This is a genomic window from Arthrobacter sp. NPDC090010, assembly GCF_044748305.1.
Classification (GTDB): domain Bacteria; phylum Actinomycetota; class Actinomycetes; order Actinomycetales; family Micrococcaceae; genus Arthrobacter_E.
The window spans coordinates 61,817-79,532 of sequence record NZ_JBIVFT010000011.1 but is presented as its reverse complement, the minus strand read 5'-3'; the positions used below and the strand labels follow the sequence as shown (position 1 = coordinate 79,532).

Below are 17,716 nucleotides of genomic sequence, written 5' to 3'. Positions count from 1 at the left end.
CATCAGGCGGCGCTGAAACGCGAGGGACTTCATGAACGCCAGCGAGCCGCAGCACGACGGCGGCCCGGATTCCCAGGGCACGCCGCCGGATGCCGCCCGGGCTCTGCCCCGGGTCGAGACGGCCGGCCCGCACCGGCCGGCCACGGGCAGTCTGCCGAAGACAGGTGACCTGCCCCGCACTGATGGCCTGCCGAAGACCGACGGTCTGCCCAAGACGGAGCCGCTCAGCCCGGCTGATCTGCGGGCCACCACCTCCGCCAAGCGCATGCTGCGGAACCTGGTCCGCGGAGAGCAACCGCCCACCGCACCGCTGAGCATCGTCGACAGGCTGGCCGGCAGCCCCTACGCGAATCCCACCATCCGGGTCGGCGGTGTGGACGAGTCCGCCCGCAAGACCATCGACTTCGCCCTGCGACTGGCGGAAACCATGTTCCGTTACGGTGCAGGCGCCCTTGAGGTGGAGACCAGCATCATCGCCGTCACGGCAGCCCTGGGCCTGAAGAACGTCGAGGTGGACATCACCAACCAGTCGGTGGCGATCAACTACGCGCCCAAGGACCAGAACCCCATCACTCTCCTGCGGGTGGTGCGGTCCTGGACCAGCAACTACGCGGGTCTCGCCGAGGTGCATCAGCTGGTCACCGAGATCGCCAAGGGCGGCGTGAGCCGTAAGGAGGCCAATCGGCGGCTGGACGAGATCCTCAAGCGTCCCAAGCCGTTCGCACGGTGGATGGTCACTCTCGCCTTCGGAGTCTTCGCCGCGGCGTTCGTGGGTGTGCTGGGCGGTGGCCTCATGGCCTCCACCATCGCCTTCGTCTCATCCCTCGTGGTGGACCTCGTCTCCCGGCAGCTCGCCATCTGGAGGGTCCCGGACTTCTACGCGACCGCCATGTCATCGTTCCTGGTCACGATCGCGGCGCTGCTGCTCCTGCGGATAGGGGTCAACATCCCGCCGTCCATCGTGGTGGCGGGCGGCATTCTGCTCTTGCTGCCCACCGGGCGGCTCGTCTCCTCGGTCCAGGACGCCATCAACGGCTTCCCGGTCACGGCTGCCGGGCGTCTCCTCTCGACCATGCTCACCTTCGGCGCCATCGTCGCCGGCATCGGTGTGGCTTTCGTCGTGGCGAGTCTGGCGGGGCTCCCCGACATCGACGTCACGCTGACCTTCCCGCCGGCCTACGATTTCTGGTTCCAGGTGGTGCTCGTCGCGGTCTCCCTCGTGGCCATCACGGTGACCGAGCAATCACCCGTGAAGCTCGTGATCCCCACCATGGTGGTGGGGATCGTGGGGTACTTCGTGCTGCTGGGCGCTGTGAACGTCGGGGTGGGGGAGCGCATGGCACCTGCGGTCTCCGCCGTCGTGATCGGCTTCCTCGCACGCGTGATCGCGTTGCGCATGGGAGCGCCACAGCTTGTGGTGGCCGTTCCGGCCGCGCTCATCCTGCTGCCGGGCCTGAGGATCTTCCGGTCGATGTACACGCTGACCATCAATGGGCAGGACTTCCTCAACGGTGCGGGCGGCATGCTCACGGCCGTCGCCATCGTCCTGGGGATCGCTGCGGGCATCGTGCTGGGCGACAGTCTTGCACGGCCGTTGACGTCCAACCTCGCCAGCAATGAGCGACGACGCACGCGCCGCCGCTGATCATGCGTCTCCGGGTCGGAGCCCCGGCTCGGGGGCGCGGATCAGATCTTGCCGACTTCGGTCTTCTTCTCCGCCTGGAACTGGTCCTCGACGCGGCCGTATGCCCAGTAGCCGGAGATGGACACGTCCTTGCGGTCCAGGCCGCGGTTCTTGAACAGCTCGTCGCGGAGAGCCTTGACCATCCCGCGTTCCCCATGGACGAAGGCGTGGACCTGCCCGTCTGGGAAGCGGGCGGACTTCACGGCGTCGAGCAGTGCGGTGCTCTCGCCGGGCGCGATACCGCGACGGAACTGCCAGGAGAGCTCGACGCCGGCCGGTGCGGTCAGCGGCAGCACATCGTCCTCGCCGTCGACCTCCACGAACGCCAGTCCGCGCGCGCCGGCGGGGAGCGCTTCAAGGGCTGCCGCGATCGCAGGGAGGGCGGAGTCGTCACCGAGCAGCAGGTGCCATTCGGCATCCTCTCGGGGTGAGTAGGCGCCGCCGGGGCCGCTGAAGACGATCCGGTCTCCGGGAGACGCCTGCGCGGCCCAGGGGCCGGCCAGGCCTTCGTCGCCGTGGACCACGAAGTCGATCGCCAGTTCGCGGGCTTCAAGATCTACGTGGCGCAGCGTGTAGGTCCTGGTGACCGGCCAGTGTTCGGCAGGAAGATTCTCACGGATCCAGGCCAGGTCGAACGGTTCCGGGTAGCTCACCCCGGCTCGCGGGAACGCGATCTTCACGTAGCGGTCGGTGAAGTCGTTCATGACGAAGGTGCTGAATCCTTCCCCGCCCGCGATCACCCTGACAAGGTGCTCGCTCAGCCGTTCGGTGCGCAGCACCTCAAGGGTGCACTGGGGCTTGGGCTTGCGGGTCACAGGAGTCTCAGTCACCAAGTAAGCCTAACCTAAGTTGGATCGCTCCGACGTGAGTCACGATCGGCACCGAGGAGTAACGGAGCCGGGCACCTCGACGCGACTAGACGTCGATCTTGAACCCGAGATCGTAATCGCTTGCCGCTCTGCCACCGGCACCCCAGTTTTCAGGGGGACTTTCACGTAAGAGAATTGAGACGCATTCTTTAGGGATGTCCAAGGCTTCAAGGCGTTCCACGATCTCCTGGTAGAGAGCTCGTTTTGCATCAATGGATCTGCCTGAGAAACAGTCAATGGTTACGCGGGTGTATCCGTCGGGAGACCCTGGTGCCAATCCGTTGACCATCGCATGAGGTTCGTAAGTGAGTAGCCTGATGAAGCGGTCTTCCACAGGAATTTTGAATGCGGCAACCAGGGCATGATGGACCGCATCGATGAGGGCAAGCTGTTGTTCCGGGGTGTAGTGCCGACGGACCTCGATCAATGAGCTTGGCATGACCTCATCATGGCACAGACGCCAATCACACGGGTTCGTCGGCACCCGGTTTTGTGAGACCTATCCGTTTCTCAGGATGAGCGACTGTGCCAGCAATGACACAGTGCTCAGAGCCGCCAGTCCACCGGTCCGGAACCCTGCTGAGCGAGGAGCTCGTTGACCTGACTGAACGGACGTGAGCCGAAGAATCCGCGGGATGCGGAAAGCGGACTGGGGTGTGGGCTGCGGACGGCCGGGCAGCCCTCCAGGAGGGGGGTGACGCCCGCGGCATCGCGGCCCCACAGCACGGCCACGAGCGGAGGACGGTTCCCCTCCGGCGTCCGACGCGCCACGATGGCGCGGATGGCCGCCGTCGTGAACTCCTCCCAGCCGTGTCCGCGGTGGGATCCGGCATCACCGGCTCCCACACTGAGCACCCTGTTGAGCAGTAGCACGCCCTGATCGGCCCACCGGCTCAGATCGCCATGGGCGGGGGTCTCCAGCCCCAGATCGGTGTGCATCTCCTTGAAGATGTTCTGCAGGCTGCGGGGGACCGGTCGGCAATCGGGCGCCACGGAGAAGGACAGTCCCATGGCGTGGCCCGGTGTCGGATAAGGATCCTGGCCGACGATCAGGACCTTGACCTCGTCCAGCGGTCTGCGGAAGGCGGTGAAGACTGCTGGGGCGGGTGGCAGGATATGCGCCCCGTCGGCTTCCTGGCCGGCCAGCCACCGTACGACGCTGCCCAGTGCAGGGCTCTCCTGGGCAAGAGCTGCGGCCCAGCTCGGATGGAGTGCACCGCTCTCGACGAGGCCCGCCCAGCCCTTCTCCGCAAGGTCCCGGAAACTGGTGGCGGAGTGCCGGCCGACGCCCCGCTGTGCGTCGGGGGCTGGGCGGGGAGTGGTGGGCGCTTGGCCCGTGGTGCTCTGGTCCATGCTTCCGATTGTGCCAAATGACACCATTGTGATTCAGGTTTTATGATGGAGGGGACGTCAGCTGAGGGAGAAGAAGATGCCGGAGGCAGCAGCATCGCCGCAGAGCGTTCCCTTGGAACGGGGTGCGGAACAGAGCCGGGAGACCCCTGCTCTGAACGAGCGGGATCAGCGGATCCTGGAGTTCGAACGGTCCTGGTGGAAGTACTCGGGAGCCAAGGAACAGGCCATCAAGGAGCTCTTCGAGCTGTCCGCGACGCACTACTACCAGCAACTCAACCAGGTGATCGACACCCAGGCCGCCTTGGCGTATGACCCCATGCTGGTGAAGAGATTGCGTAGACTACGTACGTCGCGCCATCGGGCACGTACCGCCCGCCGACTCGGAAACGGCGCGTAGACCTGTAGCTCCAGATGCCCGCCACGCAGTGAGGACGCGCCTCGATGACCAAATATCCCCGTGACGAGTTCGACGACGTCCCTGAGGGGACGGAACGCCGCGGAGTCCATCGTGTGGTGCAGGCAGGCTCTGGGACGCGGCTGCGTCCGATCCTCGCCGCCGGTGCGGCGGCGCTGCTGCTGGGAGTGATCGCCTACTTCGCCCTGCCGTCCATGGGTGCGCGTGCGGTTTCCCAGCCGGAGACCTCCAACAGTCCGAGCACTTCGGCGTCGGCCAAACCCAGCCCCAAATCGACGCCATCGGCCTCGAAGCCTCCGGTGGCCAGTCCCAGCCCTACGGCCACGGCGACCACGCCTGCGGTCAATATGGCTCTCGTGGTCTCCGTCTACAACGGCACCACCACGCCGGGGCTCGCCGCCACGTACGGCCAGAAAGTCACTGCGGGCGGATGGAAGCTCGGGGCCGTGGCGAACTGGCAGGGCGTCGCCCAGCCGAGTTCAGTGGTGTTCTACAACAATGCCGAATCCAAGGCGACGGCTTCCGCTGTGGCCGCGGCCGCCGGGATCACCCGGGTGGAGCAGGCGGCCGATCTGACCGAGCCCATCGTCGTAGTGGTGGGGCCGGGCGCTGCCGGCTAGGTCCGGTGGACGCGCGGCTTGTGCCGGAAACCGGTCGTTCCGGTGTTCGCCGGGAGCCTGAACATCTTGCACTCGCATGCGGAGAGTGCTAATTATTGAGTTAGCACTCCGGAGTGCCGACTGCTAATAATCCGCTTGCGGATGGCAGGCGGTCTGCCGGAGGGAAGGTAACCCCGGTCTCAATGAGGCCCGGCGTTCCAGCGCAAGCGCGGTGGGACTCCGTGTCGTCCGTCGCGGGCATTGGGCAGCCAGGGCCCTTCATCCCTCAACGACCGTCCCGAAAGGACCTTTGCCGTCATGGCCAAGATCATTGCATTTGATGAAGAGGCTCGCCGCGGTCTGGAGCGGGGTCTGAACACCCTCGCCGACGCCGTCAAGGTCACCCTCGGCCCGCGCGGCCGCAACGTGGTGCTCGAGAAGAAGTGGGGCGCTCCCACGATCACCAACGATGGTGTCTCCATCGCCAAGGAGATCGAACTGGACGACCCGTACGAGAAGATCGGCGCGGAGCTCGTCAAGGAGGTCGCCAAGAAGACCGACGACGTCGCAGGCGACGGTACCACCACCGCCACCGTGCTGGCCCAGGCTCTCGTGAAGGAAGGCCTGCGCAATGTGGCCGCCGGTGCCGACCCGCTCTCCCTGAAGCGTGGCATCGAGAAGGCCGTCGAGGCCGTCACCAACGAACTTCTGGGTTCCGCCAAGGAGATCGAAACCAAGGAAGAGATCGCGGCGACCGCGTCCATCTCCGCCGGTGATGCTCAGATCGGTGAACTGATCGCCGAGGCCCTCGACAAGGTGGGCAAGGAAGGCGTCATCACCGTCGAGGAGTCCAACACCTTCGGCCTGGAGCTCGAGCTCACCGAGGGCATGCGCTTCGACAAGGGCTACATCTCCGCGTACTTCGTCACCGACGCAGAGCGCCAGGAGACCGTGCTGGAGGATCCCTACATCCTCATCGTGAACTCCAAGATCAGCTCCGTGAAGGACCTGGTCGCCGTTCTGGAGAAGGTCATGCAGGCCAACAAGCCGCTGCTGATCATCGCCGAGGACGTGGAGGGCGAGGCCCTGGCCACCCTGATCGTCAACAAGCTCAAGGGCACCTTCAAGTCCGTGGCCGTCAAGGCTCCGGGCTTCGGTGACCGCCGCAAGGCTCAGCTGGCGGACATCGCCATCCTGACCGGCGGCAACGTCATCTCCGAGGAGATCGGCCTGAAGCTCGACGGCGCCACCCTGACCGACCTCGGCCAGGCTCGCAAGGTCGTCGTGACCAAGGACGAGACCACCATCGTCGAAGGTGCCGGCGACGCCGAGGCCATCGCCGGGCGTGTGGCTCAGATCCGTTCCGAGATCGAGAACTCCGACTCCGACTACGATCGTGAGAAGCTCCAGGAGCGTCTGGCCAAGCTTGCCGGCGGCGTCGCCGTCATCAAGGCCGGCGCCGCGACCGAGGTGGAGCTCAAGGAGCGCAAGCACCGCATCGAGGACGCCGTCCGTAACGCGAAGGCCGCCGTCGAGGAAGGCATCGTCGCCGGTGGCGGCGTTGCTCTGATCCAGGCCGGCGCCAAGGCGTTCGCCAACCTGCAGCTCGAAGGCGATGAGGCCACTGGCGCCAACATCGTCAAGGTCGCCATCGATGCTCCGCTGAAGCAGATCGCCTTCAATGCCGGCCTCGAGCCGGGCGTCGTCGCCGACAAGGTGCGCGGCCTGCCCGCTGGCCACGGTCTGAACGCCGCGACCGGCGAGTACGTGGATCTGCTGGCTGCCGGTGTCAACGATCCGGTCAAGGTGACCCGTTCCGCTCTGCAGAACGCCGCCTCCATCGCCGGTCTGTTCCTCACCACCGAAGCCGTTGTCGCCGACAAGCCGGAGAAGAACGCTCCGGCTCCGGGTGCCGACGAGATGGCGGGCATGGGCGGCTTCTGATCCGAAGCGTCCCACAGTGACACCCCGATGGCGGGCCGCACCGAGAAGGTGTGGCCCGCCATCGGGCTTTTAAGCGGTTCCCGTGCCTATGGCAGGATTGTCGGGTGACGATCACCGCAGCAGCAGACGGCTCCGCCCTGGGTAATCCCGGCCCCGCCGGGTGGGCCTGGTACATCGATGAGGACACCTGGCACGCGGGCGGCTGGCCGCATGGCACCAATAATCAGGGTGAACTCATGGCCGTCCTGGATCTCCTGCGCAGTACTGCTCATCTGCCCCAGGAGCCGCTGAAGATCCTGTGTGACAGTCAGTACGTCATCAACTGTCTCACCAAATGGATGCCGGGCTGGAAGCGCAAGGGCTGGAAGAAGGCCGACGGCAAGCCCGTGCTGAACGTCGATCTCCTCAAGGACCTGGACGCCGCCTTGAAGGGGCGCAGCTACACCTTCGAGTGGATCAAGGGGCATGCGGGGCACGAACTCAACGAAGCCGCAGACGTACGTGCCCGAGCTGTGGCGACCGCTTACCAGCATGGCACGGACGTCCCCAGCGGACCCGGTTTCAGCCCGGACGTCCCGCCTGCACGGGGGCCTGAGGTGAGCGGTCCGCACTCCTCCGCGCCGCAGTCCTCTGTGGCGACGCAGCCTGTCGTCGAGACCTCCGCCGCAGGGGCACCGGCCTCCGCCCTGAGATCATCGCCGGGCGTATTCGAGGAACCGGACCTCTTCTCCAGCCTGGAAGATGAGGAGCCCTCGGTAGAGGCCTCCGACCCGGTCGCCGTGGTGACCACCTTGGAACAGAGACTCCTGGAACCCGAGGTGCGGTCCGATCTGGGCGAAGTGGCGCGCATCCTGCATCCCGACTTCGAAGAGATCGGCAGCTCCGGCCGAAGCTGGACGCGGGACGAGATGCTGCTCGCGCTCTCCGAGGAGGATGCCGCTGATATCGAGTACCGTCCGATCTCCGCAGCGCGGCTGGGGGAGGACACGATTCTTCTGCAGTACCGCACGAGGCGTTCCGCAGGCCGGAGTACTCTCCGCAGCTCACTCTGGCTCCGGACACCGAGCGGCTGGAGGCTGCGTTTTCACCAGGGGACTCCCGAATAGCTGAGACCGTCCTCCGGTGACGCCGGCTGTGCTGCGGGCGACGAGGGCGTTCAGTGGGTGAACCTCTGGGTGTTGAGCTGCTCAACGTCGCGGTAGTGGGAAGCCGCCTGGGTCAGGGCCGTGTTGATGGCTGCCAGCGAGGCCTCGACCCGGCTTTGAGTGGCGGACCATTCCGCCATCAGGGTCTGGAAGTTGTTCGCGGCGCTGCCCCGCCAGGTGCTCTGCAGCGCCGAAAGGCCCTGACGCATGGCCTTCACATCCGAGGAGATGCGTTCCATGGACGCTCTGACGCTTCCGGACTGCGCGATCAGGAGTTCGGTGTCAACGGAGATGACGCTCATGTTTCTTCCCTTCCTTGGGCCGTTTCCGGCGTGGTCTTCTGAGACTAGGGACGGGCGGTGGCGAGTTCCCGGTCCGGCAGGTCCATGGGGACAAGACGGCCAGAGGGCTGTCCACAGGGCGCGTAAGCGCGTACAGCCGCGCGGGTGGCAAACCGGCCCGGAACCATCGGCTCTGACGGTGGATCAACGCTCGGTAGTATCGGCGAGGTGAACATTTTGAAGCTGCCGGTCATCTCGTGCAGTCTCGATCCGGGCAGCCGGAGCCGGGAGCTTGCCAGGATGAGCTCGGAACTGCTGAGGGCGGCGGGCCATGACTCCACTCTGGTCGATCTCGCGGAACGTGAACTCCCGCCCTTCGACAATGCCAGCGTGTTCGAGAGCGATGCGTTCCGCGAGCTGCACGAGCTCGTCCTGACGTCCGACGCCGTTGTTCTGGCTTTCCCGGTCTACAACTGGGCGCCGTCGTCGGCCGTGAAGTCCCTCATCGAGGCGACCGGCGCAACCGGGGCCGGCGGGCAGTCCGCGGCGTGGTTCGACAAGGTCGTCACCTTCGTCTGTGCCGCCGGACTTCCTCACAGCTACATGGCCACGGGCGCGCTCGGCCAATCGATGATCTACGACTTCAAATGCGTTCTGAACCCCTACAGTGCTTACATCTCCGAGCGGGACTGGGAAGGACCGGAACTGCTCCGGGCTGACCGGATGAGCCGTCTGGAGAAGACGATGGCCGTGCATGCAGAACTCGCGGCGCTGCTCCGCGACAGGAGCTATCGCTCCGCATGGGAGGTCTAGAGCTCGGCGTCCGCGTGCGGAAGCCGCACCTGGAAGGTGGCTCCGCCGCCCGGCGTCGTCAGGATCCTGACCGAACCCTTGTGGCTTCCCACGATGGCGGCCACGATGGCCAGGCCGAGTCCGCTTCCGCCCGTTTCCCGGGTACGAGAGGTGTCCGCGCGGTAGAAACGCTCGAAGATCCGGGCCTGGTCCTCCTCGGTGATGCCCGGGCCGTGATCCCGGACCTCCAGCACGGACCAGGATCCGTCGGCGTCCTTCTCCACGCCTACGGCGACCTCCAGCGGTGAGCCGTCCGGCGTGTAACGCAAGGCGTTGCCCAGGAGATTGCCGACTACTTGGCGGATCTTCGCCTCGTCGCCCAAAACGGGAGCGGGGCCGGGCTGGACGGAGTCCAGGCCGCACAGCTTGACGCTGCGCTCGGGTGCTCCGGCCCGGGTGTCCACCACGGCGTCGTTTCCGAGCAGCAGGAGGTCCAGTGGCTTCTCCTGCTGGGGGCGTTGCTCGTCCAGCCTGGCTAGCATGAGCAGGTCTTCCACCATCGAACCCATCCGCTTGGCCTCACTCTCGATGCGCCCCATCGCCGTGGCGATCTCCTCCTCGCTGCGCAGCGCGCCGTGGCGGTACAGCTCGGAGAAGCCGCGGATGGTGACCAGGGGCGTCCGGAGCTCGTGGGAGGCGTCTGCCGCGAAGCGTCGCATCCGCTGTTCCGACGCGGTTCGAGCTGCGAAGGCGGTTTCGATGTTGGCGAGCATGGTGTTGAGCGACGTGCCCAGGCGGCCGACCTCGGTTTGGGGTGTTTCGACTTCCACACGCTGTGAAAGATCCCCGGAAGCGATCGCGGCCGCGGTCCGTTCGACCCGGGCGAGCGGGCGGAACGATCTGGTCACCGTCCACGTCGCCAGGAAGAAGGCCAGGATCAGGGTGAGTAGACCGACGCCCACCACCACGAGGATGGCGTGTTCCATGATCTCGTCGACAGGGGCGAGCGGCAGTCCGACGACCACCACGTAGCCGTGTCCGCTCTGATCCGTGAAGGGGACGGCCACGGCCCGCCAGTCATGACCGGCAGTGCCCTGGGCATCGAAGGGCAGTCGGCCCAGGGCACTCGCCTGTGCCGGAGTCATCTGATCGATGGCGGGGTAGCCGGACTGATTCGCGCCGGTCCGGTACACGGGCGCGCCGGGGCGGAGCACGACGACGGCGTAATCGGTGGGAAGGTTGTTCAGCCCGCCGGTGAGCTGGGAGTATCCGCCGTACTTCTGCATGCTCGTCGCGGCGACGCTGAGGCGGTCGTCGATCTGAGATTGCAGATAGCTGTGCAGCAATGCCATGGCCCCGGCGCCCGTGGTGGCGAGGGCCACCAGCAGCAGCCCCATGATGGTGGCGATCAGCTGCGCCCGCAGTGAGGCGGACTTCCAGCGGCGGAACAATTCAGCGCTTCTCGGCGGTCCGGAGCACGTAGCCCACGCCACGCTTGGTCTGAATGAGCGTGGGGGCGTCGGGCACGATGTCGATCTTCCTCCGCAGATAGGAGATGTAGGACTCCACGATCGAAGCGTCGCCGTTGAAGTCGTACTCCCAGACATGATCCAGGATCTGAGCCTTGGAGAGGACACGGTTGGGGTTGAGCATCAGATACCGCAGGAGCTTGAACTCCGTGGGGGAGAGGTCGATGATGGTTCCGCCGCGCCGGACCTCATGCGCATCGTCATCGAGTTCCAGATCATCCACCCGGATCACCGCTTCGTCCTCCAGGAGCGGCTGGGTGCGGCGCAGCACGGCACGGACCCGGGCCACGACCTCGTCGAGGCTGAAAGGCTTGGTGACGTAGTCGTCACCTCCGACGGTGAGCCCGGTGACCTTGTCCTCGGTGTCGTCCTTGGCCGTCAGGAACAGCACGGGGATGTGCCGGCCGGCCGCGCGGAGTTTCCGCGTGACGTTGAAACCGTCCATATCGGGGAGCATGACGTCGAGGACGATGAGGTCCGGGGACTCCGTCTCGGCCTTGGCCAGGGCCTCTCGGCCGTTCCCCGCGGCCACCACCTCGAACCCTGCGAAGCGCAGCGATGTGGAGAGCAGTTCCCGGATGTTGGGCTCGTCATCGACGACCAGGAGTTTTGCTTCAGGCGTTTCGGTCTTCATGGGGACATCCTCCTCTCCGCTCCTGAAAGATTCCTGGAAGATTCCTGTATCGAATGAAAAGACTTCATGCACGTCCGATAGCGGGCTCTGCCTCGGACGCGGGTAAAATGGTGTGGATCAGCAGATCGCGAGTCAGCTTGTCCCGGACCATGCGTCCGGAGGACACTGACCAGAGAGCAAGCAGAACAGACAGAGGTAAAGAAGTGCCTACCGGCAGCGTGAAGTGGTACGACAAGGACAAAGGCTTCGGCTTTGCAGCGTCCGAAGACGGCAAGGAATACTACCTGCCGGCTTCGGCGCTGCCTGCCGGCCAGACGGAACTCCGCAAGGGGGCTCGGATCGAGTTCGGCATTGCGGAGGGACGCCGCGGTGCTCAGGCGATGGGCATCCGCTTGCTGGACAAGGTCCCTTCGATCTCCAAAGCCAAGCGCACATCCCCTAAGGAGCTGGCCCCGATGGTGCAAGATCTCTCCACAGTGCTCGACAACCTTTCCGGCACCTTGTCGTCCGGCAAGTACCCGGACGGCAAGAAGGGCGCGGCCATCGCCGCAGCCCTGCGTCAGGTCGCAGATCAGCTGGACGCCTGAGCCATGACCGTCGAACGTCGGACAGTGGAGCGGCCACCGGCGCCCCGTCCCGGAGTTCCGCAATGGAAAACCGGCAAGCCTGATGCGGTCCTCGCTGAAGCGGTGGACGTGGCCCGCAGGGAACTGGAGGCCGTCACCTCCGCAGACACCATCGGCGGGCACCTTTCGGCCAAGAGGGAAGAGGACCGCGTCGTCACGCACCTCTTCGAGTCCCGCCTGACCGGATACACCGGCTGGCAGTGGTTTGCCGTCCTGACCAGGAACTCCCGGTCCAAGACCGTCACGGTCAGCGAGGTCGGCCTGTTGCCCAGTGAGGATTCCGTCCTGGCGCCGCCGTGGGTTCCCTGGTCCGACCGTGTCCGGCCGGAGGACATCACCGCGTCGCAGGACGAGGAGTCGGGGGACGCCGTCCCGGAAGCGGAAGCGTCCGCCGAGGGTGAAGAGCCGAAGGAGGCCGTTGAAGCGGACGAATCGGCGAGCAGCGATGACGAGGATGCGACGTCAGAACTGGACGAGTCTTGATTTAACTCGAACAAGCTTTATAGCTCGACGCTTAAACGCCAGTGGGCCCGGAGAATTCCGGGCCCACTGGCGTTCTGCTCACTTGCGCAGTTCGCCCACGATGTAGTCGATGGCGGCGGTGAGGGTGCTGATGTCCTCGGGGTCGATGGCCACGAATGTCGCGATGCGCAACTGATTGCGGCCCAGCTTGCGGTACGGTTCCGTGTCCACGATGCCGTTGGCCCGCAGGATCTTGGCCACCTCTGCCGCGTCCACCGAATCGTCGAAGTCGATGGTGGCGATCACATTGGAACGGTCCTCAGGACGCGTCACGTAGGGCGTGGCGTAGTCGCTGGCTTCCGCCCAGGAGTAGACGCGGGAAGCCGAGTCGGCGGTGCGGGCCGCCGCGAACTCCAGCCCGCCCTGTGCATTCAGCCACTCCAGCTGCGCGTTGAGGGTCACCAGTGTGGACAGCGACGGCGTGTTGTAGGTCTGGTTCAGGAGCGAGTTGTCGATCGCCGTCTTGAGGTTCAGGAAATCGGGCACCCAGCGCCCGCTTGCTGCGATACGTTCCGCGCGTTCCAGCGCCGCGGGGGAGAAGAGCGCGAGCCACAGGCCGCCGTCGGACGCGAAGTTCTTCTGAGGAGCGAAGTAGTAGACGTCGGCCTCGCTCACATCGACGTTCAGGCCGCCGGCGGCCGAGGTGGCGTCGACGACGACGAGGGCACCTTCGTCGGCGCCTTCGACGCGGCGCACCGGGGCGGCCACGCCGGTGGACGTCTCGTTCTGCGGCCAGGCGTACACATCGACTCCGGCCTCGGCGATGGGCTCCGGACGGGTTCCCGGCTCCGCCTTGACGATGGAACTGGCGTCGAGGAACGGTGCCTTGTCGGTGGCGGCCGCGAACTTGGACCCGAACTCACCGAAGGAGAGGTGCTGTGCCTTCTTCTCCACGAGACCGAAGGCCGCGATGTCCCAGAATGCGGTGGAGCCGCCGACGCCGAGGATGACCTCGTAGTCGTCCGGGGCGTTGAAGAAGGACTTGAGCCCGGACCGGATGGAGCCGACCAGGTTCTTCACGGGTGCCTGGCGATGGGAGGTGCCCAGCAGGGTGGCGCCGGCCTCCTGCAGGGCGGCCAGCTGTTCGGCACGGACCTTGGAAGGTCCGGCTCCGAAGCGGCCGTCCTTGGGCAGGAGGTTTTCGGGGATGGTGATGCGTGCCTGATCGCTCACAGATTGCTCCAGTTCTGGTGTTCGGCTGAGGCTGGGTCTCCCGGTGTGGCGCCCTCGCCCTGACCCCATTTTGCCGCAGGGGGCGGCTTCGCGCCCAAGCCGTGACGAGGCGTCCCGTCATCTACTGGCAGGTTATTTGGATGAAGTCAAAATAGGATAGACTGAGCGGCGCGTTCTAAGCTTGTCTGGACGCATACGCCATGGCGCGCACACGCGAGTGAGGTAGGACGGGATGACTGATCTGATCGACACCACGGAGATGTACCTGCGTACCATCCTCGAGCTGGAGGAGGAGAAGATCGTGCCGTTGCGTGCGCGCATCGCCGAACGCCTCCATCACTCGGGCCCCACTGTGTCACAGACGATCGGGCGCATGGAGCGCGACGGACTCGTGGTCGTGACGGGGGACAGGCATCTGGAGCTGACGAATCACGGCCGGCAGCGCGCCGTCGAAGTGATGCGCAAGCACCGTCTGGCCGAAAGGCTCCTCTCCGATGTGATCGGCCTCGACTGGGCGTTCGTTCACGACGAGGCCTGCCGGTGGGAGCATGTGATGAGTGAGCGGGTCGAGCGCCGGATCTATCAGCTGCTGGGACACCCCACCGATTCGCCCTACGGAAATCCGATTCCCGGCCTGGAACAGCTGGGCGGGGGGCAGGGGGAGTCGTTCGCTGCGGGCCTCATGACCCTGGTCCAGGCGATGGCGGAGTACTCCGAGGATTCCGTCGCGACGGTGCGCAGGCTTGCGGAACCCGCCCAGGTGGATCCGGAGCTCCTGCAGCAGCTGGATGAGGGTGGGATCCGCCCCGGTGCCCGGGTGACGCTTGAGCGCGCGGGGGACTACATCGCGGTGCGGGTGGCGGGTATCGAGGGCGCACTCGAACTGCCTCCCGAGCTGGCCTCCCACGTCTTCGTCTCCCTTGATTGACAGCACGGTTTATCCACACGATAGATAACGAATTTATTACTCTTGTCCGCTTTCGCGTATGATTTTGTCTCAGCGCCGAAACCAAGGCGTGACCTGTTTCGTACGCCGAGCTCTGCTGGCGAAGCCAGGAAATGACATCACGACAGCAGAGGCGGGGGAACCACTTTCGACAGTCCTGACGGACGGTCTTGGGGTGAAGCCGGGGCAGTGGACGGGATCTTCCGGGAGTCTGAATGATGCAGACCCAGGTGTTCCATGCACTTCCTCAGGCCGGGCATGTTGACTCTCTGCCCGAATCCGACAGCTAACTTCGAAGGCGCCATGAGAGGGAACAGTAGACGTGAGCACTGAGAAGCTGCGTGGCCGTCGTCGCGCCAGTGGACCCGTGGCGAGCACGCCCGGTCCGGTCCGAAGCTCGACCGCCTCGACTCCGCGGCGCGCCAAGCGCAAGGGCCCGGTTCAGCAGATCGCCGATCTCGCGGTCAAGAGCGGCGCCATCCACAAGGGCGGGCTGGCCCTGGCCGCGGGCGGCCTGGCGCTGACCGTCGCTTTCCCCGCGACGTCCGGCCCTCTGGCTCAGGCGACCGTCGAGGTGCAGCCCGAGGCTTCGATCAGCGCCGCGACGCCCACCCGCGCGCCTGTCACTGCGTCGGCCGGGGCGAAGATCTCCTTTGACCGGACGTCCTCCAGCAGCGTTCAGGACCCGGATGCGCGGCTCAAGGAGCTCATGACGGCCCAGTCGGGCACGGTCACTCCGTCCGCAGCGAAGGGTTCCCTCGGGGCTCCCCTGGCTTCCGTGGTGCAGGCCTCGCCGTTCGGCTGGCGGGTGAACCCCTTGGGCGGACCATCCGATTTCCACCGTGGTGAGGATCTGGTGGCGCAGTGCGGCACCAAGGTCATGGCCGCCGCGGCCGGCAAGGTCGTTTTCGTCGGCTGGGACAACACCGGCGGAGGCAATCGTGTTGTCGTGGACCATGGCAATGGCCTGGAAACCACGTACAACCACCTCAGTTCCTTCTCGGTCCAGGACGGCCAGTCGGTGCAGCGTGGCGACCAGGTCGCTCTCAGCGGCACCACGGGTGCCTCGACCGGATGCCATTTGCACTTTGAAGTAATGGTCAACGGCCAGGTCGTCGATCCTGTCGGCTGGCTGTAACCGAGAGCGGGCTTCGGCCGCTTAGGGTTGCTCCGTAACCTTAATGTGACATTGAGGCTCGAGTCATGTAGTTTGTATAACGCGCCTCCTCGCAAGGGGAGGAGCCCTTGGTTGGATTGCCGAACTCTGCCACCCACCAAGGTCCGTTCGAAAACACTTCGTATGGCAGAGGCGGGGGAACCACTTTCTGGTCTTGGAGACAAGGCCTTGGGGTTAAGTCGCTCGGTTCGCGGTTTCGCGGATCAGTGGCCGGATGGCTCCCATCCGAATCCGACAGCTCACCTCGCAGGCATCGGGAGAGGTATTCCTTTGTCTTTTGGCACTACCGCTGCGCGCCATCGCGCTAAGCAGGCACCCACCACGTCGCTTCTTGAAATCTCCAAGGCCGTTTCCTCCAACGCCGGTTCCATGGGTCGTCAGGCCGCTGTGATCGCCGCTGCATCCGGTCTTGTACTGACCAGCGGTATCGCTGCCAACGCTGCAGAGACCAATGTTCAGCGTGATGCCTCCGCTGCCACGACCCTCGAGGTCAAGGCTGCTCCCCAGGCCGTCGCCGCTCCCGCCGCTGCGAAGCTGAGCTTCGTCCGCACCGCGGTCAAGACCGAGCCGGCCCCCGTTGAAGAGGCCCCGGTCGTTCAGGCCCAGTCCACCACCGAGGTGGCACAGCAGGCCGACAACACCACTCCGGCTGCGGACACCGCTGCCGCCACGACCACCACGCAGGCCACCGCCGCACCGGTTCCCTCCGAGCAGCAGGCGCCGGCTCCGGTCAACGCTGCTTCCGCCACCGGTAAGGGGGCCGCGATCGCCGCTGCCGCCCTGGCTCAGCTGGGCGTCCACCAGGACTGCACCGCACTGGCCTCCAACGCCCTGCGCGCCGTCGGGATCAACTTCCACGACTGGCCCGCCGGCTACATGTCCCTGGGTCGCACCGTCTCCGCCGCTGAGGCTCAGCCGGGCGATCTGATCTACTACAACGATGCTGGCGCAGGCGTTCCTCACATCGCCGTCTACATCGGCAACGGTCAGGCCGTGCACGGTGGCTGGCTGGGCGGCGACACCGTCGTGGCGACCGCCTTCATCGGCTCCGGCCCGGTCTTCATCCGCGTCGGCGGCTGAACAGCTGCAAACGTCTGAAAAGACTTCACGAGAACCCCGTCCCAGGACGGGGTTCTCGTGCGTTTAAGACGGCTCCGGTGACGGACATGGTGAACGCTCGCCCCAACGGGGCGTGAATTCTTCCCCGACACGTCCGGAATATGGGCGTTGACGTCGCGCACGCGCCCGGGCGTGTTTAGGCTGGATACGTCGATCCATAGCCCGGACACGCCGGGGGCAGCCGGCCCTCGTGCCCCTGACGGGTGCGGCCGTGAAGAGGTATGCGCATGCGCACACTCGTTCTGAATGCTGGATATGAACCGCTCGCGGTGGTGACCTTCCGCCGCGCGCTGGTTCTCGTGCTGGCCGGGAAGGCCAGCATCGTGGCCGAAGGCGGTGATCCCGTGGTCGGTCCCCAGGAAGTGTTCTCGCGGCCATCGGTGATTCTGCTCAATAGATACATCCGGCCGCGAGGGAATTCCGTGAGCTCCGTCAGCAGACGGGGAGTGCTCAGACGGGACGGGCATCGCTGCGGATACTGCGGGAAGGCCGCGCACACCATCGATCATGTCCTTCCGCGGTCCCGCGGCGGTAAAGACAGCTGGGAGAACCTGGTGGCCTGTTGCCTCAAGTGCAACAACACCAAGGGAGATCACACTCCGGCTGAGATGGGCTGGCAGCTCCGCTTCATGCCACAGGCGCCGGTGGGGACCGTCTGGCGGATCCGGGAGCTGGAGAAGCCGACGCCCGAGTGGAGCGAATACCTGCCCGATGAGAGCGCCGCCTGACGCGACACGTACCTTGTGGGCCAGGGCGCTCTGCGGCGGTGCACACTAGGCTGGAAGGACGGTCCGGAAGGCCGGGATCAGACTTCGAAGCCGGAAGAGGAACGGGACGGTGACACCATGACGTCAGGCGCGGCCATCAGACACACGGCCGTTCCGGGGCTCGGCAGGTGAACCCGGCGC

The 17,716-nt window shown here is 65.6% G+C and carries 19 protein-coding genes and 2 riboswitches; of the genes, 12 read left to right on the top strand and 7 right to left on the bottom strand.

What is annotated here, in order from left to right; all coding sequences use genetic code 11:
- The first annotated feature begins 31 nt into the window (after positions 1-31).
- Positions 32-1,645 (top strand): threonine/serine exporter ThrE family protein, encoded by a 1,614-nt coding sequence (locus ACIPXZ_RS15330; RefSeq protein ID WP_400595848.1) that lies wholly within the window; start codon positions 32-34, stop codon positions 1,643-1,645.
- A gap of 41 nt (positions 1,646-1,686) precedes the next feature.
- On the opposite strand, the gene ACIPXZ_RS15325 is transcribed toward ACIPXZ_RS15330, so the two are convergent.
- The 3 genes from ACIPXZ_RS15325 to ACIPXZ_RS15315 form a co-directional block, all read right to left on the bottom strand.
- Positions 1,687-2,514, bottom strand: a complete 828-nt coding sequence (locus tag ACIPXZ_RS15325; RefSeq protein ID WP_400595846.1) for a siderophore-interacting protein — start codon at positions 2,512-2,514, stop codon at positions 1,687-1,689.
- Positions 2,515-2,599: 85 nt separating this feature from the next.
- Positions 2,600-2,992: a tautomerase family protein gene (locus tag ACIPXZ_RS15320; protein WP_400595844.1), complete on the bottom strand. Its 393-nt coding sequence runs from the start codon at positions 2,990-2,992 to the stop codon at positions 2,600-2,602.
- Positions 2,993-3,099: 107 nt separating this feature from the next.
- Complete coding sequence (locus ACIPXZ_RS15315) at positions 3,100-3,906, bottom strand: uracil-DNA glycosylase (RefSeq protein ID WP_400595842.1); 807 nt, start codon at positions 3,904-3,906, stop codon at positions 3,100-3,102.
- 76 nt (positions 3,907-3,982) lie between these two features.
- On the opposite strand from ACIPXZ_RS15315, the gene ACIPXZ_RS15310 reads away from it, so the two are divergent.
- From ACIPXZ_RS15310 to ACIPXZ_RS15295, 4 genes are all read left to right on the top strand, one after another.
- Positions 3,983-4,303: a DUF3263 domain-containing protein gene (locus ACIPXZ_RS15310; RefSeq protein WP_400595840.1), complete on the top strand. Its 321-nt coding sequence runs from the start codon at positions 3,983-3,985 to the stop codon at positions 4,301-4,303.
- Between the two features lie 44 nt (positions 4,304-4,347).
- On the top strand, positions 4,348-4,941 hold the full coding sequence (locus ACIPXZ_RS15305; RefSeq protein ID WP_400595838.1) for a LytR C-terminal domain-containing protein: 594 nt from the start codon (positions 4,348-4,350) through the stop codon (positions 4,939-4,941).
- Positions 4,942-5,238: 297 nt separating this feature from the next.
- Entirely contained in the window at positions 5,239-6,864 is a 1,626-nt protein-coding gene (groL, locus tag ACIPXZ_RS15300) for a chaperonin GroEL (protein WP_400595836.1), read from the top strand.
- Between the two features lie 104 nt (positions 6,865-6,968).
- The gene (locus ACIPXZ_RS15295; RefSeq protein WP_400595834.1) at positions 6,969-7,970 is read left to right on the top strand and encodes an RNase H family protein; all 1,002 of its coding nucleotides are present in this window, start codon (positions 6,969-6,971) and stop codon (positions 7,968-7,970) included.
- Positions 7,971-8,020: 50 nt separating this feature from the next.
- Here ACIPXZ_RS15295 and ACIPXZ_RS15290 read toward each other — a convergent pair whose 3' ends face one another.
- Positions 8,021-8,311 (bottom strand): WXG100 family type VII secretion target, encoded by a 291-nt coding sequence (locus ACIPXZ_RS15290; protein WP_400595832.1) that lies wholly within the window; start codon positions 8,309-8,311, stop codon positions 8,021-8,023.
- A gap of 207 nt (positions 8,312-8,518) precedes the next feature.
- Here ACIPXZ_RS15290 and ACIPXZ_RS15285 point away from each other — a divergent pair, with 207 nt between their 5' ends.
- Positions 8,519-9,103 carry an NADPH-dependent FMN reductase gene (locus ACIPXZ_RS15285; RefSeq protein WP_400595830.1) on the top strand — a complete coding sequence of 195 codons (585 nt, stop codon included), beginning with the start codon at positions 8,519-8,521 and terminating at the stop codon, positions 9,101-9,103.
- On the opposite strand, the gene ACIPXZ_RS15280 is transcribed toward ACIPXZ_RS15285, so the two are convergent.
- Positions 9,100-10,533, bottom strand: coding sequence for an ATP-binding protein (locus ACIPXZ_RS15280; protein ID WP_400595828.1), 1,434 nt, complete (start codon positions 10,531-10,533; stop codon positions 9,100-9,102). The genes ACIPXZ_RS15285 and ACIPXZ_RS15280 overlap by 4 nt on opposite strands.
- A gap of 1 nt (position 10,534) precedes the next feature.
- Positions 10,535-11,245, bottom strand: a complete 711-nt coding sequence (locus ACIPXZ_RS15275) for a response regulator transcription factor (RefSeq protein ID WP_400595826.1) — start codon at positions 11,243-11,245, stop codon at positions 10,535-10,537.
- A 203-nt stretch (positions 11,246-11,448) separates the two neighbouring features.
- Between ACIPXZ_RS15275 and ACIPXZ_RS15270 the strand changes: the two genes are divergently transcribed.
- Positions 11,449-11,832, top strand: a complete 384-nt coding sequence (locus ACIPXZ_RS15270) for a cold-shock protein (protein ID WP_400595824.1) — start codon at positions 11,449-11,451, stop codon at positions 11,830-11,832.
- Between the two features lie 3 nt (positions 11,833-11,835).
- Complete coding sequence (locus ACIPXZ_RS15265) at positions 11,836-12,354, top strand: DUF3027 domain-containing protein (RefSeq protein ID WP_400595822.1); 519 nt, start codon at positions 11,836-11,838, stop codon at positions 12,352-12,354.
- A 78-nt stretch (positions 12,355-12,432) separates the two neighbouring features.
- Here ACIPXZ_RS15265 and serC read toward each other — a convergent pair whose 3' ends face one another.
- On the bottom strand, positions 12,433-13,566 hold the full coding sequence (gene serC / locus ACIPXZ_RS15260) for a phosphoserine transaminase (RefSeq protein WP_400595820.1): 1,134 nt from the start codon (positions 13,564-13,566) through the stop codon (positions 12,433-12,435).
- A gap of 232 nt (positions 13,567-13,798) precedes the next feature.
- Between serC and ACIPXZ_RS15255 the strand changes: the two genes are divergently transcribed.
- The 4 genes from ACIPXZ_RS15255 (at position 13,799) to ACIPXZ_RS15240 (ending at position 17,536) form a co-directional block, all read left to right on the top strand.
- Complete coding sequence (locus tag ACIPXZ_RS15255; RefSeq protein WP_400595818.1) at positions 13,799-14,494, top strand: metal-dependent transcriptional regulator; 696 nt, start codon at positions 13,799-13,801, stop codon at positions 14,492-14,494.
- A gap of 93 nt (positions 14,495-14,587) precedes the next feature.
- A riboswitch (cyclic di-AMP (ydaO/yuaA leader) is annotated at positions 14,588-14,827 on the top strand.
- A gap of 7 nt (positions 14,828-14,834) precedes the next feature.
- Positions 14,835-15,650, top strand: a complete 816-nt coding sequence (locus tag ACIPXZ_RS15250) for a M23 family metallopeptidase (RefSeq protein ID WP_400595816.1) — start codon at positions 14,835-14,837, stop codon at positions 15,648-15,650.
- A 107-nt stretch (positions 15,651-15,757) separates the two neighbouring features.
- Positions 15,758-15,956: riboswitch (cyclic di-AMP (ydaO/yuaA leader) on the top strand.
- Between the two features lie 3 nt (positions 15,957-15,959).
- Positions 15,960-16,769 (top strand): NlpC/P60 family protein, encoded by an 810-nt coding sequence (locus tag ACIPXZ_RS15245; protein ID WP_400595814.1) that lies wholly within the window; start codon positions 15,960-15,962, stop codon positions 16,767-16,769.
- Positions 16,770-17,035: 266 nt separating this feature from the next.
- Positions 17,036-17,536: an HNH endonuclease gene (locus ACIPXZ_RS15240; protein WP_400595812.1), complete on the top strand. Its 501-nt coding sequence runs from the start codon at positions 17,036-17,038 to the stop codon at positions 17,534-17,536.
- Positions 17,537-17,716: the final 180 nt, after the last annotated feature.